Below are 17,507 nucleotides of genomic sequence, written 5' to 3'. Positions count from 1 at the left end.
GCATTGTCATAGCGTTTCAATTCACGCACCCGCACGGGGTGCGACAGATGATACTGATGGACATAGCGTATTGTACATTTGTTTCAATTCACGCACCCGCACGGGGTGCGACTCCATACTTGCCGTTAGGCGTACTGTATGTGTTGGTGTTTCAATTCACGCACCCGCACGGGGTGCGACGGCAGGTATTTGGAGCAAAGCTATTCCAACGCCTGCCGCACGGATTTTTGCGAATCCGATTTTTAAATACGTTTTTAGCTTTCGTTTAGGCGATTATGGCGCTTACAGCTATTGCGGCGCAACAAGTGCGAATCTACGCTTATTCCGTGTCAGCTTCCGGTTCGCAATCTAGCATGTCTATTATCTCCACTCCATTCGGCTTAGCATCTTTATCAATCGTCACCTCGTAGTCGCTAAAGCTTCTTGGGTATTCTACCCCGTCTTTTCTTTTTACATCTATCAAATCGAAAAGTTTGTGCGCTGGAGCGTTCCCAAGCCTGCTGCTGTGTTTGAAGGCTATGACTTTTCTCGTTGCCATCTGCGGTCTTGCCGCTGACTTGTCGAATTCGAACATGTTAGCTAGCGCGTCGAATAGTAGCTCAAGATCTTCTTCGTTAAAGCCGGTCCTGTCGGCAAGGCTTGCCGATACGCTTATCTTCACGCCGTAGAGCCCGTAAGGCACAACCCACTTGCTGCCCATCTCTGTCTTCTTGCCTTCATCTGCCGCTTCTTTTTTAGTGGGGCAAACTCTGGTTATCGCAACATTCACTGGGGATATTGGGTCTATGCTTTGCGCAAAGCCCATCTGCACAGGACCTCTTACCTGGCCGCAGTTCACATTGGTATTCATCATGGCTCCGAAGGTCCTTATATCGTAGAAGTGGTCGCACATCGCCTTGCTGAGCTCGTCTATTTCAACTTTCTGCTTCTTGCCCGAAGTAGTCTTCTTGGTCTTGACGTATGCGATATTGTTCTGCTCGTTGAGCACTGCACCTTCTGTCACATATACGGCGTAGGCTGCCGCTCCGCCCTTTATAAGCTCGACGTAGTTTCTTATCTTTCTCTTGACGCAACCGTCGGTGACAAGCCCTTTGTTCGTTTCGGGGTCGAGCCTTGGCATGTTGCCAGCGTCCGGGTCGCCGTTTGGATTTCCGTATTCGACGTCGAAAAGCAAAAATATATCGTATCTGTTCTTTATAGCTTCCCTTATAGTTGCCTCCTCCTCTGGAGTCACCACTGCTTCAGCCTCTATTGCCTCTATGTTCTCTACAGCCTCTGCTTTTTTCTTAGTCATGTTTTTTTTCCTCCTTGTAAGATAAATATAGGGTTAGGGTTCAAAAACCCGTCCGAATGTTCCTTGATAACTTAACATTTATTGTTCAGATGAACCAGCGACACTCTTGAATGAAAATCACTAAACTTCGTGCTATAATCTCACTTGTCAGAGAGATAGATGTGCGTTCCTCCTGGATCCCTCACATCATGAGGTCTTATCCGTAAATTAGCGTGTCACTCCACAAGGACGATTCGATGTTTAGCTGGTTGGGCCACCTTCTGGTGTTACCCGTTTCAAATGCAAGGTTGTTTGGCGTCCTCAAACAAAGTGGATACTCTGATTCATTCTAAGCAGAAAGGTTGTGTTACTTTGTCCCAATTTTTAAACGATTTTGTTGTCGGAATTGATGTTTCATCAGAGTTTTCTGTAGTTGCAATGATAGCACCTTCCGGAGAGCTCATCCGCAAGCCTTTCAGGATTGACCATAATCCTGCTGGATTTAACAAGCTGCTCGAGATTCTCAAAAAAGAAGAAGAGCGGTTAAAACGAAAGCCCATCTACTTCGTAGAATCTACGGGTATCTTTCATTTACCACTCTTCTTCTTTCTGAGATCGAATGACCTCAAAGGTTTTGTCCTAAACCCTTTATGTGTCCATTCTACCAAGAATTTCGACATTAGAAAAGTGAAAAATGATAATAAAGATGCCGAGGCTATCGCAAGGCTTGCAAAATACCAGGATGTAAAGTTTTCCATGATGCCCGAGCCTCAAATTCTCGCACTTCGCATGATGGTGAGGGAATATTACTCCCGCTGTGACATGCTCACTGAGATGAAAAACAGGCTCTGCACGGATCTTTACTTGCTGTTCCCGGGCTTTCTTGATGTGTTTTCCAATCCTTTTGGAAAGACCGCGTTGGCTGTTTTAAGCGCTTATCCTTCGCCTAAGGATGTTCTAAATGCAGACCCTCAGCAGTTGCTTGAGCTCATTTCCAAAAGCGGCAGAAAAGGCGAGAAGTGGTCAGCCAAAAAAGCTCTGCAACTTCTTGAAACAGCACAGCTTTCTTTGAGTATGCCAAATGAATTCGCTCTGCTTGACTCCAAAATAAGATTCCATCTTGATGGAATCGACAGCTTTAAAAAGTGTCTTAATGCTATAGAATCACAGTTGCACACTATCATCGACTCAAGCGACTTTCCTGACACCGCTCGAAAGCACATCGAGCTTTTGGATCAAATGCCTGGCGTAGGCTTTATCAGTGCGGTCACTCTGATCGCGGAAATCAACGATTTCAGCCTATTCAAGTCTCCAAAGGCCTTTACAGCTTTCTTTGGCATAGATCCATCAGTCAATCAGTCGGGCAAGTTCACTGGCGACCGCAACAGGATTTCTAAACGAGGCACCCGCATTGGCAGAAGAGTTCTCTTCACAATGGCTCTGTCCTCAATAAGAACCACCAGAAACGGCGATTCCATAAATCCGATTCTTCGCGACTACTATTTGAAAAAATGTGTCAGCAAGAAGAAAAAGGTGGCCCTTATAGCCGTTATGCATAAGTTGCTCCACTACATTTTTGCGGTTCTTCGTGACTTAAAACCGTTTGAATTTAGAAGCCCGCAGGAGCACCAAGCATGGAGAAACAACAAGCTTCAAACTGCACCAAAACATGTTGCTTAAAAATTGCTAAAATGTAGCTTCTCCAAGGTCATTGTTCGGATTTTTCAATGGCTTGGTTTCTCATACTCTTTTTTAAGATTGAAAATTTCTAAAGAAAATCAATCAGATTTATTGACTTTTATTAGCTGGTCTGATAGTTCTATTTGTTTTTATTTTTTATTTGAATTTTTTGATTACTTCAATGACGCCTTCTTCGTACTTGCCTTCTGTTACAAATTCAGATATGGTTTTTAAATCATCCACAGCGTTTGCAACAGCACAGCCTACATGGGCCTCTTCTAAAAGTTCCTTGTCATTCAGATGATTTCCTATTGTTACAACCTCCTCGTCTCTTAGGCCCAGGTATTCCTTTAACCTTTTAAGGGCGTTTCCCTTAGATACGTGCTTTGCTACTATTTCCATATAATTATCCTCTGATACCACATACCTGAACTGGTTCTTCAAATCTCCATCTAATTGATTCCATCGCTCCTTGTATTTTTCTATGTCGCCTATTATCAGGATTTTATTTACTTCAAGCTTCGAATCCAATAATGCCTTATCTGCAACTTGGCACTCTATCAATTCCTTTTTTTCATATGCTCTAATTGATTCTGTGTGTTTTAAACAAAACACCTGTCCATCATGTGAAAATACAACCGAAGCGCCTATTTTCTGGAGCCCTTCCAAAAATTCAACCCAACTTTTTAATGAAAATGTATGAGCATATATTTGCTTTCCATGTCTGTCTATTATTTCTGCCCCATTGTGCACTATATACGGAGATTTTATCCCCAGCTTTTTTATTACACCTATGGTTGTTTCATTTGGTCTTCCAGTGGCTATGGTGAAAATCCTGCCGTTTTTCTGAAATTCATTGATTTCTTCTATTAGTTTTGGTGAAACCTCGTACTGATCTTCATGGCTGTTAACTATCGTTCCATCCAAATCAGATACAATCATTTTGATGCCCATATAAAAACTCCTTCCGTGAAAATTAAACAACAAAAATTAGAGACTAAAAAAAACGCAGATCACCCTCCTTCTTTTAACTATGCCTGTAGCAAGTTCTTTTACAAAGCATGTTTATCCTAGAAGAGGATTAACGGTTTTCTCTAGTCTCCACCAATAATCATCCATCCTATTAAATTAATCTTGAATTAGTCTTCTTGAATTTAAAAACATGAAGCAAACATACTTTATTAGACTTTCTTATTTTATGCCTTTTATATCTATATTCCACAGCTCACTGTTGCTGCAGGATACTCCGTCGGCTCCACCCCTTAACACGTCGATTATGTGTTCCTTTTTGCTTATAAGCCCTCCTAGAACTACAGGCTTGTCTATTTCCTTTTTTATGATGTCTATTACCGGATATACAAAAGCCGGCATTACCTCTACTACGTCCGGGTCGTTTTCGCGTATGCTTTCTATAGACTTCTTTAAAGAGTTTGAATCTATGAGAAATATTCTTTGAATAGCGGCTAAGCCTTTCTTTTTTGCGGCTCTCAGCATAGTGCTTTTAGTTGAAACTATTCCTGCTGGGTTTATATGGCTTTTAATGAAATTAATAGCTTCTTTATCATTGGATAGGCCCTTTATTAAATCTGTATGCAGCAATATGGCCTTTTTCCTGTTGCAGTTTTGGAACTCCTGTCCCATTAATTCGTTCAAGTTTCCATTCATCAATATTATTGACGAAACCCCGGAATCCACGGCCAATTGCAAATTTTCATGCTGAGCTGCGGCTATTAGGGGATTTTTCTTTAGACTTTCTATCATATTAAAATTCAAATCATTTGCCCCTTTTGAACTTAATTCTTACATTTTGATTATAAGCCCTGCATGTTAATTCCATATTATGACCAGGTTAATAATAGGTTAATAGTTGCTTTATATGTTATGTAATTCAAAGAAAAAACGGCCAATGCATATTCCGCATCGGCCGTTTTTATTTTTTCAAAGCAATCATATCGTTACTCGTTCATTATGCCCTTCATTGCCTCAAGCGCCTCTTTGGCTGCCTTCAAATGGGCTTGGAAATCCTCAAGTGGGGTTATCTCTATTTCGAAGATATCCGCTCCCGGCATGGCCTGTATAGATTCGTCGAGTTCCTGCCTGGACTCCATGTCCATTATGAGCACGGATGCTATCTGCTCAGCCACTTTGCCGCTAAAGACTATCTTGCCCTGCTGCTGCAGCGCCACTATCATGTCCATCTGCTCCATTATAGTCCCGTACAGCTCCTGGAGCTTTGGCATGTACTTTTCCTTCACCTTCGTTTTTACTAGAAACAGCATTTTGCACCTCCCGGAAAAACTTTGGGCACCGGGTGCCCAAATCGATTTGCTACATTATCCTTATACCCTTATTCCTCCATCGTATGCTGTGTGTATCTGTTTAGCTGCTCTATCTTTCTCTTGTAGTCGGGCACTATGCTCCCTACGAGCCTCCAGAAAGACCTGTCATGGTTCATGTGGATAATATGGCAAAGCTCGTGCACCACCACATAGTCGATGAGCTCCAGGGGGACCATGGCAAGGGCGTAGTTGAACTTGAGCTTCCTGGTCGAATCGCAGCTTCCCCATTTTGTCCTTGAGTCCATAATTTCTACGCTTTTGGGGTTTACGCTTAGCTGCTTTTTGTACAGCTTGACCCTCTCATCTATTATCCTCTTGCTCTCTTTTATATAGAACTTCTTGAGGCTGGCCTTTTGCTCTTCCTCGCCGAGCCCTTCGGTTTGGATTATCGCTCCGATATGATCCTCCTTGCCGAGCAGGAGAAAGCTTCCCTCACCACTGTGCTTTCTTGCCTCCCTTGGCTTTAAGGCTTCCAGCAGCTGCTCCCTCTTGTCTGAAATAAGCTTGAAGTTATGCCTTATGAGGTTTGCTATTACCTCTTCGCTTGTTCCTTTTGGGGCTTTTACTTTTATGCGGGCCAGATCGTCAAGATGAACGGATATCTTTTTCCGCTTGCCGTATTCGACGTCCAGCATTATTTCTGCATCGTCTATTTTTATCTTCATATTATCAACTCTTCTTTATATATATTGTGGGCCGCATTTTTACCGTGGCTGCCGTAATATGCCGCCACGCTGCTGGCCTATGTATTCATTATATCTCATAATTAACCTATTAAAAACCTCAAATAGCAGCACCCTTTCGCGACGCTTCCGGTTTGGGCACCGGGTGCCCAAATTCATTTGTCTCTACAAAATCAGCTTCGTAATCTTCCACTCGCATGTCCTTATCGTGTACTTTATCTCGAAGTCGAAGCTCCGCTCGCAGATGTGGCTTGTACAGGAGTAGTATATCTCGTCCTCGCCTGCGAGCTTTTTTCGCTCCACAGCTTTTATCCTGTCTATCCTGAATACGCCTTCCTCTATCTTCACCTTGAGCGGGACCGGGTCGCTGCCGCACCTGAACACAACGACCACGTCCGTATCGAGGGGATTCACCTCACGCCTCCGGGCATGCTAAGGTTGATGTTGTATCTTTTCTTGAAGGAGTCTATCTTGCCCTGGCTTGTATCGGCAAGCGATCCTCTTTTTATTATGTCATCCCCGTAGGTAGCCCTGAGTTGGTCTATGACAGCATCCAGTCTGACATTGCCTGCCGGCTGCTCGTCCCACATGGTAAGCTGCCTTTCGCTCCCGTCCTCAAGGTGAGTCATTCTTACCCCAAGCAGTCTTACGGGCTCCCTTTTCCAGAGCTCATCAAAGAGCCTCTTGGCGTGCTCGTATATTTCAATGTCTGCCTCTATAGGCGCACAGAGCACCGACTGTTTCTGGGACTGGGAAAAGTCGCTGTACCTTATCGATATTCCAACGCAGTAAGCCCTAAAGCCCTTTCGCCGCAGGCGCTCGCCTACTATCTCCGCAAGGGCCAGCAGGTACTCGTGCGCCGTGTTGGCATCCTCGACGTCGCTTGGAGTTGTCGTGGAGTTGCCTATGCTCTTTATCTCGTCGCTGGTCTCCACAGGGCTATCGTCTATGCCGTTGGCGTGATTATAGAGAACTTCGCCGTAGCTTTTGAATGTTGCCCTAAGATAGACAAGGTCCATGGCGGCGAGCTCGCCTATTGTCTGAACTCCTATCCGCTTGAGCTTCACCTCAGTCCTCCTGCCCACTCCGAACATCTCCCTAACAGGAAGAGGCCAGTACTTGGAGCTTATCTCCTGCGGGTACATGGTGTGCGTCCTGTTTGGCTTCTCCAGCTCCGACGCCGCCTTGGCCAGCAGCTTGTTGCAGGATACTCCTATGTTGACGGTGAAGCCGAGCTCTTGGCTTATCCTCTCCCTGAGCCGGTTGGCAAATTCTACAGGCTCCATATGGAGATTTTTTATGACCTCTGTTGCGTCCATGAAGGCCTCGTCTATGCTGTAGGGCTGGACCCTGCCCGTGTACGAGGAGAGCAGCTCCATCATGGCGCTTGAGCAGCGGCTGTAGAGGCCGAATGTGGGTGGCACTGCCACCAGCCTCGGGCACTTGCGCATAGCGCTCATTAGGGGCTCGCCCGTTTCTATCCCGTATTTTTTTGCCGGCACCGACTTTGCAAGTACCACACCCGTGCGCTTTTTGGGGTCTCCCGCCACTACGCTGGGTATGTCCCTGAGGTCGGTCTCCTCGCCGTTTAGCAGCCTGTATGCCGCCTCCCAGCTCAGAAACGCCGAGTTTACGTCTATGTGAAGTATGGTTCTCATGCAAATCCCTCCGAACAAGCGTTCTGTTATTTTATTTTACTCTCCCCTTGCCTGCATGTCAATGAGGCAATTAACGCCAAAAGATGATATAATATACTTTGGCATCGACAGACAAATTGGAAAGAGGCGATATTTTTGGACATTTTGGAAAACAACATAGATCCTGCAATCGATGAGAAAAGCGAAGGCGTTGCGGGAAGCGGCTGCGAGGTGCTAGTCCCCTTCAACGAGCGTCTTCCTCTTCGGGAGATAGAGCGCAGCATAATCAAGAAGCACCGCAAGAACATATGGTCCAACTTCATAAAGGCCATAAAGGAATATGAGCTTATAAAGGACGGCGACAAGGTCGCTGTTGCGATATCAGGCGGAAAGGACAGCCTGCTCATGGCCAAGCTCTTCCAGGAGCTAAAGCGCCACGGCCAGATAAAGTTCGAGGTCGAATTCGTAGCCATGGATCCCGGCTACCACAAGAACATAAGGGAGCTGCTCATAGACAACTGCGAGTATCTGGGCATACCGCTTCACATTTTCGACTCGGGGATATTCGACATAATAGACGACATAGCCAAGGACTATCCTTGCTACATGTGCGCTAAGATGCGCCGCGGAGCCCTCTATTCTAAGGCCAAGGAGCTGGGCTGCAACAAGCTTGCGCTAGGCCACCACTACAACGACGTTATAGAGACGACGCTGATTAACATGCTCTACGCCGGCAGCTTCAAGACTATGCTGCCAAAGCTTAAATCCACCAACTTCGACGAGATGGAGCTCATACGCCCCCTCTACTATGTCCGCGAAAAGGACATAGAGCGCTTCATACAGGGCAGCGGAATATGGCCGCTCAATTGCGCCTGCATGGTGGCCGCGAAGAAGACTTCAAGCAAGAGGCATGAGATCAAGCAGCTTGTAAAGACTCTCAAGGAGAACTACAGCGAGGTCGACAAGTCGATATTCAGGGCGGCCTGCAACGTCAATATGGACGCCATACTCGGCTGGGAAAAGGACGGCGAGAAGCATTCCTACCTGGATTTCTATTAGAAAAAATACTATCTAACCGCAAAAAAGATTTGGGCACTCAGTGCCCAAATCTTTTTTTATTTATCTGATCTAATTGACTCCGCCGTGGTTTTTGATTATCTCTGCAATCTGGCCTTTTAGCTCCTTTGGAACCTTCATCATCACGTACTCGGCTTCTTCGCCTTCCAGAACCGTCTTTATCTGCTCTCTGTCCATGCCCGACTTTAGCAGCGCCGTCCTCTTGTAGTCAAGCCTGTCTATGTATTTCTCCAGCATCCAGGATTGTGTTTCCTCGTCGAACATGGCCAGTTTAATTCCCGATTTAATAGTGAGCAGGTTCTCGTCTATCATGTCCTTGAAGTCCCTTATAAGGCCGTTGAGCTTGTAGTAGTTCTCAACCTGCCTGCCCTTGAGGCCGTAGTCCTGGCAGACTATGTCCCTTTTCCTCCTTCTTCTCTCGGAGGCTTCATTGTCTATTATCGCGTATTTCTTGAGTATCGACTTGGCCTTCTCCATGGGCGATAATTCCCTTTGCACCCAGTTGGTGTCTATTATTATCTCCTGGGCCTGCTCTGGAGTTATGTCATCCCTGCCCTTTATGAATGCGGGTATCTTGAGGTAATTCGAGTCAGCAGTCTGCTCGTATATCCTCCTGTACGCCTCTATTCGGTTGTGGCCAGAAAGCACCGTGTAGGACTGTCCCTCTCCTATGCCTTCCCAGACTATTACGGGATTCAGCAGGCCGTTTTCCATTATTGATATTATGAGCTGCTCCATCTTGTTGTCGCCCAGTGGCTTGTAGAAGTTCCACTCGGCAGGGGCCGCTTTGAGCAGTCTGACGTCCAGCTCGTGTATGTTGAGGTCGCCTTCTATCTGCCTTATCCTTATGCTCTCGTTGCCCAGCACGGATGCCGACGCATTTGAAATCGATATGAAGTCGTTGACCATGCTCTTGTTTATCACCTTTTTACTTGACAATTCTAATTACCTCCTCTGCAAAGCTCTTGAACTGCTTTGTGGCTCTGGAGTTTCTGTTGAAAAGGTCAAGCGGCTGCCTGTCCCATTGGGCCTTTTTTATGTTGGTATCTACCGAGATATAGCTCTTGAAGACTATCTCTCCGAAGGTCTGCTCGAGCACGTCCTGCGCGTCGTCTGTTATGCTCTCCCTCTTGTCAACCTTGTTCATGAGCACTCCTGCCAGCTCGAGGTTTCTGTTGAAGGTCCTTATCTCGTTGATGTAGTTTTTTATGGTATTGAGGCCTATTATGCCGAAGCTCGAGAGCTCCACGGGTATTATCACGTAGTCGGAGGCGTTTAGTATGTTGAAATTGAGTATTCCCAGCGTAGGATTCGTGTCGATAAGTATGAAGTCGTATATGCCCGCCTCCACGACCGGCTCGAGTATCTTCCTCATCACGCTCTCCCTCATGACCTTCGTGAAAAGCTTCATCTCTATGAGGGCCATGTCGAAGTCGGAGACTATTATATCCATATTGTCGTACGCCGTTCTTTGTATATATCCCATGAGGCTGTTTTCATTTATTATTGCGTGGTTGAGGCTGTTCTCAGGCGAAAGGTTCATCCCCAGCGAGTAGGAGAGGTTGAACTGCGCGTCGCCGTCTACAAAGAGTATCTTGTAGCCCTTTTCCGCCAGCGCGTAGCCAAGGCCCGCAACTACTGACGTCTTGCCCGAACCGCCCTTGTTATTGGCAATCGATACTACCTTTGTCTCCCTGTAATCACCTATGTATATGTCATCTATGGCAACTCCGAGTGCTGCGCTTATCTTTTCGATGTTTTCCCTTCCTGATTCGCTTCTTCCCGTCTCTATCGCCTTTATAAGGCTGAGACTAAGGCCGCTCGTGTTTGCAAGGTCCTGCTGCGTGAATTCAACTTCAAGCCTTCTGTTCCTTATGTTCTCAAACAAAACCTTTCCCTTCACCGCAAAATCGCCTCCCTGTTTTTTCATTTGATTACAGTATACCATAGTCATAACCTTTTCCGCTATAGTTATAACCTTTTCAGCCAAAAAAGTTATAACCGAAAAAGCAGATTGATGTTGTTGATAGGCATGATATTGTGCTATATTATATTTGTATTGAAAAAGTTATAACCATGACATTTCCAATCTCTTTCAAAAGGAGAGTGCCATATGAACAGCAACGAGATAGTTTTTCTTAACCTAATAGAGATGCTGCGCAAGGAGGAGTATGAGCCCATTACATATTTTGTGAGCGAGAACTTCCCCCACAAAAAAAGCAATAAGGTATACGACGAGATTTCCGCCAAGCTTTCCCTCAAGGGTTTCGATTCAGTCGATGAAAGCAGCTCCCGCAGGGAGGACGTGCTCAGGCTTGTGCATTCTTGCATATACCTTATGGAGGACATTCTTCCAGAGGTGGAAAAGCCCACTTACAAGAAGACAAAGGAACTCAACCTGCTCGACAAGAAGATAAAGACATACAAGAAAAAATGGGCGGCATCTGTCGAGGACTATTTCAAGAAGAGCAACGCCAAAAAATACATAATAAAGGAGTACCTCTCCAAAAAGCCGGAGCTCTCGCTCACGGAGTTCAACGAGATGAGGATGCAGCACGTGAGCGACTGGCTCAAGGGCAAAAGCCTTTACCTCTCGTCGTTCTTCTATGTGGACGAGCTTGTAAAGTCGCAGAAAAATCTGATTTTCCAGACAGAGCTGACGTACATACTGCTCAAGGAGATGGTCAAAAACGGCCTTGACATAAAGCTGAACAAGTCGATTCCGGAAGATGATTCGACGCTTAGCATAAAGGAGAACGAGGCCGGACAGATTCCGAACTGGCTGCTGCTCGACGGGCTCTTCAGGGTAAGCCCTATAGAGGTGTTCAAGCATGAGAACATCGTCGAGCTCGAGGATGGCAAGACCATGCTCGTATTCGACAAGAACCTCAAAAACAGCCTCTCAATAACCGTGCCGAATCAGTCCGAAAACGAGTTCCTCAATGCCAACTTCGACTCGTCAAAGGATCCCATATCGCTTGGAAGGTTCGAGCTTGCAACGCTCATAGGTGTGCTTCAGATCGGCAGGGAACAGCTAAAATCATCAAACAAGATAGCCTTCTCTTTCAACCAGCTGCTTGGCCTGTGGAACTCGAGCAACTCGGGCAAGCTCTACAACAAGATAAAAAAGGCGCTTTTCTACCTTTCAATGAACATGTACACAGTGCAGCTTGCAAACAACATAACCAGAAATTTCTACATCATAAACGCCATAGAGAAACCTACGTTCAACTCCTCCGGCGAGCAGGAGTGGATAGTTGAGATAGACAGCAGGCTGAGGGAGCAGATACTCGAGAAGAACTATACCGAGCTGTATTCCGAGGAGATATCCTCGCTTAAGTTCGAGCTTTCGCCGATACTCTACAAGACGCTTGTAATCGACCTTGTCGAGATAATGTCGAACAACCAGAAGAAGAAGCAGACAGTCAGCGCCATAGAAAAGGATTACACATTGCGTGAGCTTTCCACAAGGACGTTCCTCGAGGGCAAGCCCAATATAAGAAAGAAGAAGATAGAAAACTCGCTGGAGGATATACTCGAGAAGAAGGACAGCATACTCAAGGGCTACGAGGTCAAGGACAACGGCAATATATACAAAATGTACTTCAATCAGTTCCCGCTGAGAAAAGAAATAGACATAAAATAAACAGCATATATGCACACTTCAAATTAATGCAGGGTCTCTGGATTTGGCAATACGCCTCCGGAAAGCCCTGCATTTTTTATGTCGGAGCATACCATAAAATATGGTGCACATATTACTTGTATAATGGGTATAATATTATATTATGAATGATTTTGAAGGGAGGCGTTTGTGTGGACATCAGAAAGATCCTTCTGCCTGTGGATGGCTCAGAGTGCAGGATAAATTTTTTAAAGGTTGTGGAAGACATAGTGCTCAAGTTCAATGCTGAAATAACAGTGCTCAACGTCCAGCACAAATACCCTCAGCCAATTCACAGTGCCACAACGCTTGATAAGTACGGCCTTAGCAATACAGTTCTGGACCAGAATGAGAGAAACAAAAGAAGCATAGGCATAGTAAGCCAGATGAGAAACCTGCTTTCCCAAAAGGGCATAAAGGCCCAAACACGCGTTGAGCATGGAAACCCAGCTGAAATTATAATAGAGATAGCCGAAAACGAGCATTTCGATCTTATTATTATGTGCTCCCATGGCATATCTGTAAACAAACGCTTCCTTATGGGCAGCACAACCAACAAGGTTCTCCACTATGCCACAAAGCCTGTGCTTGTTGTAAAGCACGAGTTCTGCAAGGTTATTGATCTCGATTCACTACGCAAAAAGTGAGGTGCATCACGACATGGAAACAAAAGGCTACATCACTGCGAGCGACCTTTTCTCGCTGCTTGCAGCGCGAGATAAAATCATAATTCTGGACATAAGGAGAAAGCAAGCCTACGACGAGTACCACTTGAGCGGCGCCGTGCACATTGACGCCGATGGAGCTTTGGATTATCTGGAGGGCGCATCCGAATCCACGGAGATTCCGGTTATTGTCGTGTCGGATCTAGACGAGCCTGCATCAACGCTATCAGGCGATATAGGCTACAAGGGCTACAACTCCTTCTACCTTAAAGGCGGAATGGAGGAGGGCTGGTTTAAGCTTGTCAGGCACATAAGAATACACGAGCAAAAATGAGGCTAGTCTGCCTTCAGTTTGAAGGTTATTCATTTTTTATACGGTGCTGTTTAAATATTTTTAGTCCCCGACTTAAAATATTATAACTTCATAAGCCTTTGATTCTGCTGCATTCCCGTAGGAAATGCAGCTTATTTTGTATTATATGTCTGAATATTCTGAATATTATAATGTATTTTTTTACACACAGTACTTGAATATTTATGTCCAAGGTGTATAATTTTGTTAATATGGTCTTTTAGACCTATACTCATGCGACCTTTTGCAGGTCTGATTTCGGAAATTGGGGGGTTGATAGTATGAACAAGGCTTCTGAATTTAACCTTTATTCCGCTCTGCCGCTGATGATTGCAATGTATGTCACCTCATACCTTGCATGGCTTCTTTTCTCTTCAGGGGAGGCAGGCATGGTAGTCGGCGACTTTTTTTCACTGGCAGGAGATGCCGGAGCGCTAGCCCTCCTCGTATATGCCTGCAGACATGTAAAGCACAACAAGGCCTACTGGCTCATGATGATGCTCAGTGTGCTTTTCTTCTTTCTGGGAGACGCAGTCTGGGTATACCACGAGGTTCTGATGCGCCAGGAAATACCTGAATGGAGCACGAGCTATATTTTTTATTCCCTCAACAGTCTCTTCCTTATGCTGAGCACTATAATCCTGGCATTCAAGGAAAAGGGGAAATGGGATTCGCTCCAGTTGCTCATGGACTCTATTACTGTATTATGCATATTTACATATATATCATGGCTGCTTTTTTTCAAGGGCATCCTCCCGTCTCTAAAAATAATGTCAGCATCAGAGTGGAGGACAGTAATATCTGTTATGCTTGATTTTATAGCTCTATCAGGGTTTTTGATTCTGACTGTGTCACGCTCAGACAGCATATTTCCCAGAAGAGTCTACTTTCTCCTGCTAAGCGGCATAGCCATATTCTGTGTAGCAGATGCCGTCTACTACCATCAGGTCCTGCGAGACAGCTACATGTCCAGCAATATTGTGGATCTGTTCTGGTATATTTCGGTGCTTCTAATAGGAGCCTCCGGCTACTACATGCAGCATATGGAAAAGGGCGGCGTCCACCATGTTCACATAGCCGATGCTGAAATGGCAGCTGTAAAGGATCACACATGGATAATGCTGATTCCCCTGGGCGTGATATTCATAACAAACTACCGTGACTTCAAGACAATAGCATTTTTTTCAGGCCTTGTCCTCCTTCACCACTTAATGACCCGCCATATAAAGATATCGGCACAAAACGCCAAGCTTCTGGTCCACCAAAAGGAGCTTAACAACTCGCTGAAAGTCAGAATGGAGGAGACAAATCAGCTCAACGAGCAGCTCTGTGAAAAGATAAGGGAGATACACCATCTGAATGAGAATCTGGAGCTCATGATAGCCGAGCGCACCTACGAGCTTAAGGCTAAAAACGCCAAGCTGGACATTCTTGCAAACTGCGATCCGCTAACGTGCCTTCCCAACAGGAGAAACTTCCTACGCAGCCTGGATTCCTATCTGAGTCGTGCTGAGGTTTCAAAGGAGCGATTCGCACTCCTTTTTATAGATATTGACCGTTTCAAGGAAATAAACGACACCTACGGCCACAGCGTGGGAGACAAGGTCCTTGTCCAGGCTTCAAAACGGATGAGCATGAGCCTCAGAAGCGGGGACTTTATAGCAAGGCACGGAGGCGATGAATTCATTGCCATAATTGACAGGCTTTACGAAAAGGACGATATTTTGCCTGTAATTAAAAGAATCCGTGAATCCTTCGAGCTCCCATTGAAGATAGAAGGCCACAGAATACAGATAGGACTCAGTGTGGGAGCTGCCGTCTATCCTTATGACGGCACCGATAAAATATCTCTTTTAAAGTGTGCTGACAGCAATATGTACTTAGACAAATTTACGGAAGTTGACGATGTTTCAATTGGCTTGCAGCAAAGGACTACCGACTTTTCAAGCTGATACTTAGAACAATTACATGCGAGCGTTTTTGTTAACCGAGCCTTTCATAAGTAAGCTCGGTTTTTTATTTTTTTGATAAGCAATTCAAATTGACCTTGTTTTTTGGTTATGCGCCTATAGGGGTTGCATGGTTCAAAGGAATTTTTTTGTTCCATGTGAAACATGCTGCAGTATTAATACAACCCTAATATTAATTAAGAACAAATATTAATATAAAAACAAACATTTATATGGGAGCCGGCAGCTCATCAGGTGCAACAGCTCTATGGGTGTACGAAAAAAAGCGGCGGACAAAGCAGTTTGATTTTAAAAATTACGGAGCAATTTCAATATATTTTGAAAACTAAAAATAAAAACATGATATTTTTAAAAATTATAGGACATCAAAAAATAAATGAAAACCAGCGGTGTGGATAAAAAGGGAGATTACCAACAGGTTATCCACACAATATAAACATTCTTGTGAACAGCAGCGCATAAAAAAAGCCCCGATGGGGCGAATAGGTTTAAAGGGTCAAAAAAAAAGACACGCCAAAAAGGCATACCTAGAGTAGCAGTTTTTTGTATGCGGCATGCTTTTGGAGTATCTTGGCTATGTAAGCCGAAGGATGGCTTACATAGCCGTTATGAATTCTTGTAAATACGCTGTCAACTACAAGTTCAACCGTCGAGCGGTTCAGGTATCGGAGAGCTTCCACAAGAGCGCAGATCACGCTGTCGGTTGCTCTCGACCTTGCAGGCTGCTCGAGCTTGTCGCGAAGTCCGGCTATGTATGAATACAGCTCCTTGTGCTTTGAAATAAGGCTGTTCAGCTTATCTTGAGCACTTAGAGGACTGTCCTTTATGAAAAGCTTGAGCTTTTCGAGAGGCTTTAGTATAAACAGGAACCTATTTTTATTTTTTATGCTCCTGTGGGCATATTGCTTTTGCTCTAGTTTTCTAAGCAGGTTGCTATCGTCAATAAGCCTTGTTATTAGAGATTTTATGTAGTATATGTTGTCGGTGTTTAGGAAGGAAGTCCATTCGGGATTTTCCTTCTTGAGGTTTATAATGAAGCTGTTTTTGGATTTAAAGCCCTTCGTGCTCATGAGTATGCTGCAGTAGTATACTATCTTCTTGAGGGTTACGTTCATCTCGTAGAATTCCCTTGAGAAGAAGAGCTTTCTAAGCTCCATGTATCCGCCTGGAGATGTCTCAGAGTCGGCTTTGTTGAAAGCATCCTCCATTCCGATTATCTCCCAGCCCAGATATGAAGGGTTGTAGCTTACTATCCCCATGTCGGCAAGCTCGTTTAAGCACTGGCTCACGGTGCTCCTGTGCATGTATCCGGCTTCCTCCAGTATCATTTTTGAAAGGCAGCATATTGAAGGGTTGGCTGTCCTTACTATGAATATGTATTCCTTGGATGCGTCGATGTCGCCCGTGAGAGCCTCTACGTACCAGTCGCGCCTTATCTGGGTTGACATTCTGCAAACGGTGTTGAATACGTCTATTAGCTTATGGTGTTTTTTGCTGTGAAGCACTGAGAGCGCGTGTGATATAGAAACTTTGTTGGCCATATCCCTTCCTCCTTTCATTCAAAATATATACACTTATCCACAATACTGATGCTACTTTTACATTATAGAAAATATCAACAAAAAATAAAAATTGATTACATATATTGTAAAAGGAATTTTAGGTTCGTAATCGGAATTTTTGGGTCGCGACCGGAATTTTAGGGTCGTGATCAAAAAAAACAGTTGCAAATTGTGTTTAGCCGAAAAGTCTGCTTTTTCAACAGCTCCTGGAGCTAAGATCATGAATTGAAAGCTGTTTGAATCCGGCATTTTTGGGTCGTAACCAAACTCGGCTCAAAAAAACGTCGTTTTTAGCCGAAAACGGCATTTTGGGGTCGCGACCAAACTAAAAAAATACGGATGCCCATATTTCAAGATATCCACAGTGTGTATGAAAATATAAAAGCAGATTTGAGAGCAAAAAAAAACGGCATTTTTGGGTCGTGACCAAACTCGGCCTAAAAAAAACGGCATTTTTGGGTCGTGACCGGAATTTTTGGTTCGTCATCGGAACTTTTGGGTCGTAATCGGCATTTTCGGGTCGCGACCGGAATTTTTGGGTCGTAATCGGCATTTTTGGGTCGTGACCGGCATTTTCGGGTCGCGATCAAATTTTTTTGATTAAA

The 17,507-nt window shown here is 44.8% G+C and carries 16 protein-coding genes and 1 CRISPR repeat array (1 of these 17 running past the window's edge); of the genes, 6 read left to right on the top strand and 10 right to left on the bottom strand.

The features are described 5' to 3' along the window. Positions 1-180: direct repeats of the CRISPR family, unit length 32 nt; unit sequence GTTTCAATTCACGCACCCGCACGGGGTGCGAC (it extends 4,406 nt beyond the left edge of the window). 139 nt (positions 181-319) lie between these two features. Next, complete coding sequence (cas7c, locus tag EAL2_RS11040) at positions 320-1,294, bottom strand: type I-C CRISPR-associated protein Cas7/Csd2 (RefSeq protein WP_084481226.1); 975 nt, start codon at positions 1,292-1,294, stop codon at positions 320-322. Between the two features lie 351 nt (positions 1,295-1,645). On the opposite strand from cas7c, the gene EAL2_RS11035 reads away from it, so the two are divergent. Beyond that, positions 1,646-2,953, top strand: coding sequence for an IS110 family RNA-guided transposase (locus EAL2_RS11035; RefSeq protein WP_025434457.1), 1,308 nt, complete (start codon positions 1,646-1,648; stop codon positions 2,951-2,953). 156 nt (positions 2,954-3,109) lie between these two features. On the opposite strand, the gene EAL2_RS11030 is transcribed toward EAL2_RS11035, so the two are convergent. From EAL2_RS11030 to EAL2_RS11005, 6 genes are all read right to left on the bottom strand, one after another. Then, entirely contained in the window at positions 3,110-3,907 is a 798-nt protein-coding gene (locus EAL2_RS11030) for a Cof-type HAD-IIB family hydrolase (protein ID WP_025436445.1), read from the bottom strand. 237 nt (positions 3,908-4,144) lie between these two features. Beyond that, positions 4,145-4,726 carry a glycerol-3-phosphate responsive antiterminator gene (locus EAL2_RS11025; RefSeq protein WP_025436444.1) on the bottom strand — a complete coding sequence of 194 codons (582 nt, stop codon included), beginning with the start codon at positions 4,724-4,726 and terminating at the stop codon, positions 4,145-4,147. 182 nt (positions 4,727-4,908) lie between these two features. Then, on the bottom strand, positions 4,909-5,232 hold the full coding sequence (locus EAL2_RS11020) for a muconolactone Delta-isomerase family protein (protein ID WP_025436443.1): 324 nt from the start codon (positions 5,230-5,232) through the stop codon (positions 4,909-4,911). A 68-nt stretch (positions 5,233-5,300) separates the two neighbouring features. Then, entirely contained in the window at positions 5,301-5,957 is a 657-nt protein-coding gene (locus tag EAL2_RS11015; protein ID WP_025436442.1) for a M48 family metallopeptidase, read from the bottom strand. 183 nt (positions 5,958-6,140) lie between these two features. Continuing rightward, complete coding sequence (locus EAL2_RS11010) at positions 6,141-6,389, bottom strand: hypothetical protein (protein ID WP_025436441.1); 249 nt, start codon at positions 6,387-6,389, stop codon at positions 6,141-6,143. Further along, complete coding sequence (locus EAL2_RS11005) at positions 6,386-7,633, bottom strand: DNA polymerase Y family protein (RefSeq protein WP_025436440.1); 1,248 nt, start codon at positions 7,631-7,633, stop codon at positions 6,386-6,388. Before EAL2_RS11005 ends, EAL2_RS11010 begins: the two co-directional genes overlap by 4 nt. A 144-nt stretch (positions 7,634-7,777) precedes the next feature. Between EAL2_RS11005 and EAL2_RS11000 the strand changes: the two genes are divergently transcribed. Next, positions 7,778-8,671, top strand: coding sequence for a tRNA 2-thiocytidine biosynthesis TtcA family protein (locus EAL2_RS11000; RefSeq protein ID WP_242842549.1), 894 nt, complete (start codon positions 7,778-7,780; stop codon positions 8,669-8,671). A gap of 69 nt (positions 8,672-8,740) precedes the next feature. On the opposite strand, the gene EAL2_RS10995 is transcribed toward EAL2_RS11000, so the two are convergent. Both EAL2_RS10995 and EAL2_RS10990 read right to left on the bottom strand, forming a co-directional pair. Then, on the bottom strand, positions 8,741-9,628 hold the full coding sequence (locus tag EAL2_RS10995; RefSeq protein WP_025436438.1) for a ParB/RepB/Spo0J family partition protein: 888 nt from the start codon (positions 9,626-9,628) through the stop codon (positions 8,741-8,743). Further along, positions 9,618-10,619, bottom strand: a complete 1,002-nt coding sequence (locus tag EAL2_RS10990) for an AAA family ATPase (protein ID WP_158408929.1) — start codon at positions 10,617-10,619, stop codon at positions 9,618-9,620. The genes EAL2_RS10995 and EAL2_RS10990 overlap by 11 nt, the downstream gene beginning before the upstream one ends. A 183-nt stretch (positions 10,620-10,802) precedes the next feature. Between EAL2_RS10990 and EAL2_RS10985 the strand changes: the two genes are divergently transcribed. The 4 genes from EAL2_RS10985 to EAL2_RS10970 all read left to right on the top strand — a co-directional run bounded on the left by EAL2_RS10985 (position 10,803) and on the right by EAL2_RS10970 (position 15,322). Further along, positions 10,803-12,335: a hypothetical protein gene (locus EAL2_RS10985; protein ID WP_025436436.1), complete on the top strand. Its 1,533-nt coding sequence runs from the start codon at positions 10,803-10,805 to the stop codon at positions 12,333-12,335. Positions 12,336-12,505: 170 nt separating this feature from the next. Next, on the top strand, positions 12,506-13,000 hold the full coding sequence (locus tag EAL2_RS10980; protein WP_025436435.1) for a universal stress protein: 495 nt from the start codon (positions 12,506-12,508) through the stop codon (positions 12,998-13,000). A gap of 13 nt (positions 13,001-13,013) precedes the next feature. Then, entirely contained in the window at positions 13,014-13,352 is a 339-nt protein-coding gene (locus tag EAL2_RS10975) for a rhodanese-like domain-containing protein (protein ID WP_025436434.1), read from the top strand. Between the two features lie 299 nt (positions 13,353-13,651). Continuing rightward, positions 13,652-15,322, top strand: a complete 1,671-nt coding sequence (locus EAL2_RS10970; protein ID WP_025436433.1) for a diguanylate cyclase domain-containing protein — start codon at positions 13,652-13,654, stop codon at positions 15,320-15,322. Between the two features lie 545 nt (positions 15,323-15,867). Here EAL2_RS10970 and EAL2_RS10965 read toward each other — a convergent pair. Next, positions 15,868-16,881 carry a hypothetical protein gene (locus tag EAL2_RS10965; protein ID WP_025436432.1) on the bottom strand — a complete coding sequence of 338 codons (1,014 nt, stop codon included), beginning with the start codon at positions 16,879-16,881 and terminating at the stop codon, positions 15,868-15,870. Positions 16,882-17,507 lie beyond the last annotated feature (626 nt).

The sequence above is a fragment of the Peptoclostridium acidaminophilum DSM 3953 genome (genome assembly GCF_000597865.1).
Taxonomy (GTDB): domain Bacteria; phylum Bacillota; class Clostridia; order Peptostreptococcales; family Peptostreptococcaceae; genus Peptoclostridium_A; species Peptoclostridium_A acidaminophilum.
The sequence above is the reverse complement of the archived record's forward strand: the minus strand, read 5'-3'. Positions and strand labels throughout refer to the sequence as shown.

Bases quoted from the DNA above. Each gene is read 5' to 3' on its own strand.
- EAL2_RS10990 (WP_158408929.1), bottom strand. From the start codon at position 10,619: ATGAAAAAACAGGGAGGCGATTTTGCGGTGAAGGGAAAGGTTTTGTTT.
- EAL2_RS11005 (WP_025436440.1), bottom strand. From the start codon at position 7,633: ATGAGAACCATACTTCACATAGACGTAAACTCGGCGTTTCTGAGCTGG.
- EAL2_RS11015 (WP_025436442.1), bottom strand. From the start codon at position 5,957: ATGAAGATAAAAATAGACGATGCAGAAATAATGCTGGACGTCGAATAC.
- EAL2_RS10975 (WP_025436434.1), top strand. From the start codon at position 13,014: ATGGAAACAAAAGGCTACATCACTGCGAGCGACCTTTTCTCGCTGCTT.
- EAL2_RS10970 (WP_025436433.1), top strand. From the start codon at position 13,652: ATGAACAAGGCTTCTGAATTTAACCTTTATTCCGCTCTGCCGCTGATG.
- EAL2_RS10985 (WP_025436436.1), top strand. From the start codon at position 10,803: ATGAACAGCAACGAGATAGTTTTTCTTAACCTAATAGAGATGCTGCGC.
- EAL2_RS11030 (WP_025436445.1), bottom strand. From the start codon at position 3,907: ATGGGCATCAAAATGATTGTATCTGATTTGGATGGAACGATAGTTAAC.
- EAL2_RS10965 (WP_025436432.1), bottom strand. From the start codon at position 16,881: ATGGCCAACAAAGTTTCTATATCACACGCGCTCTCAGTGCTTCACAGC.
- EAL2_RS11020 (WP_025436443.1), bottom strand. From the start codon at position 5,232: ATGCTGTTTCTAGTAAAAACGAAGGTGAAGGAAAAGTACATGCCAAAG.
- cas7c (WP_084481226.1), bottom strand. From the start codon at position 1,294: ATGACTAAGAAAAAAGCAGAGGCTGTAGAGAACATAGAGGCAATAGAG.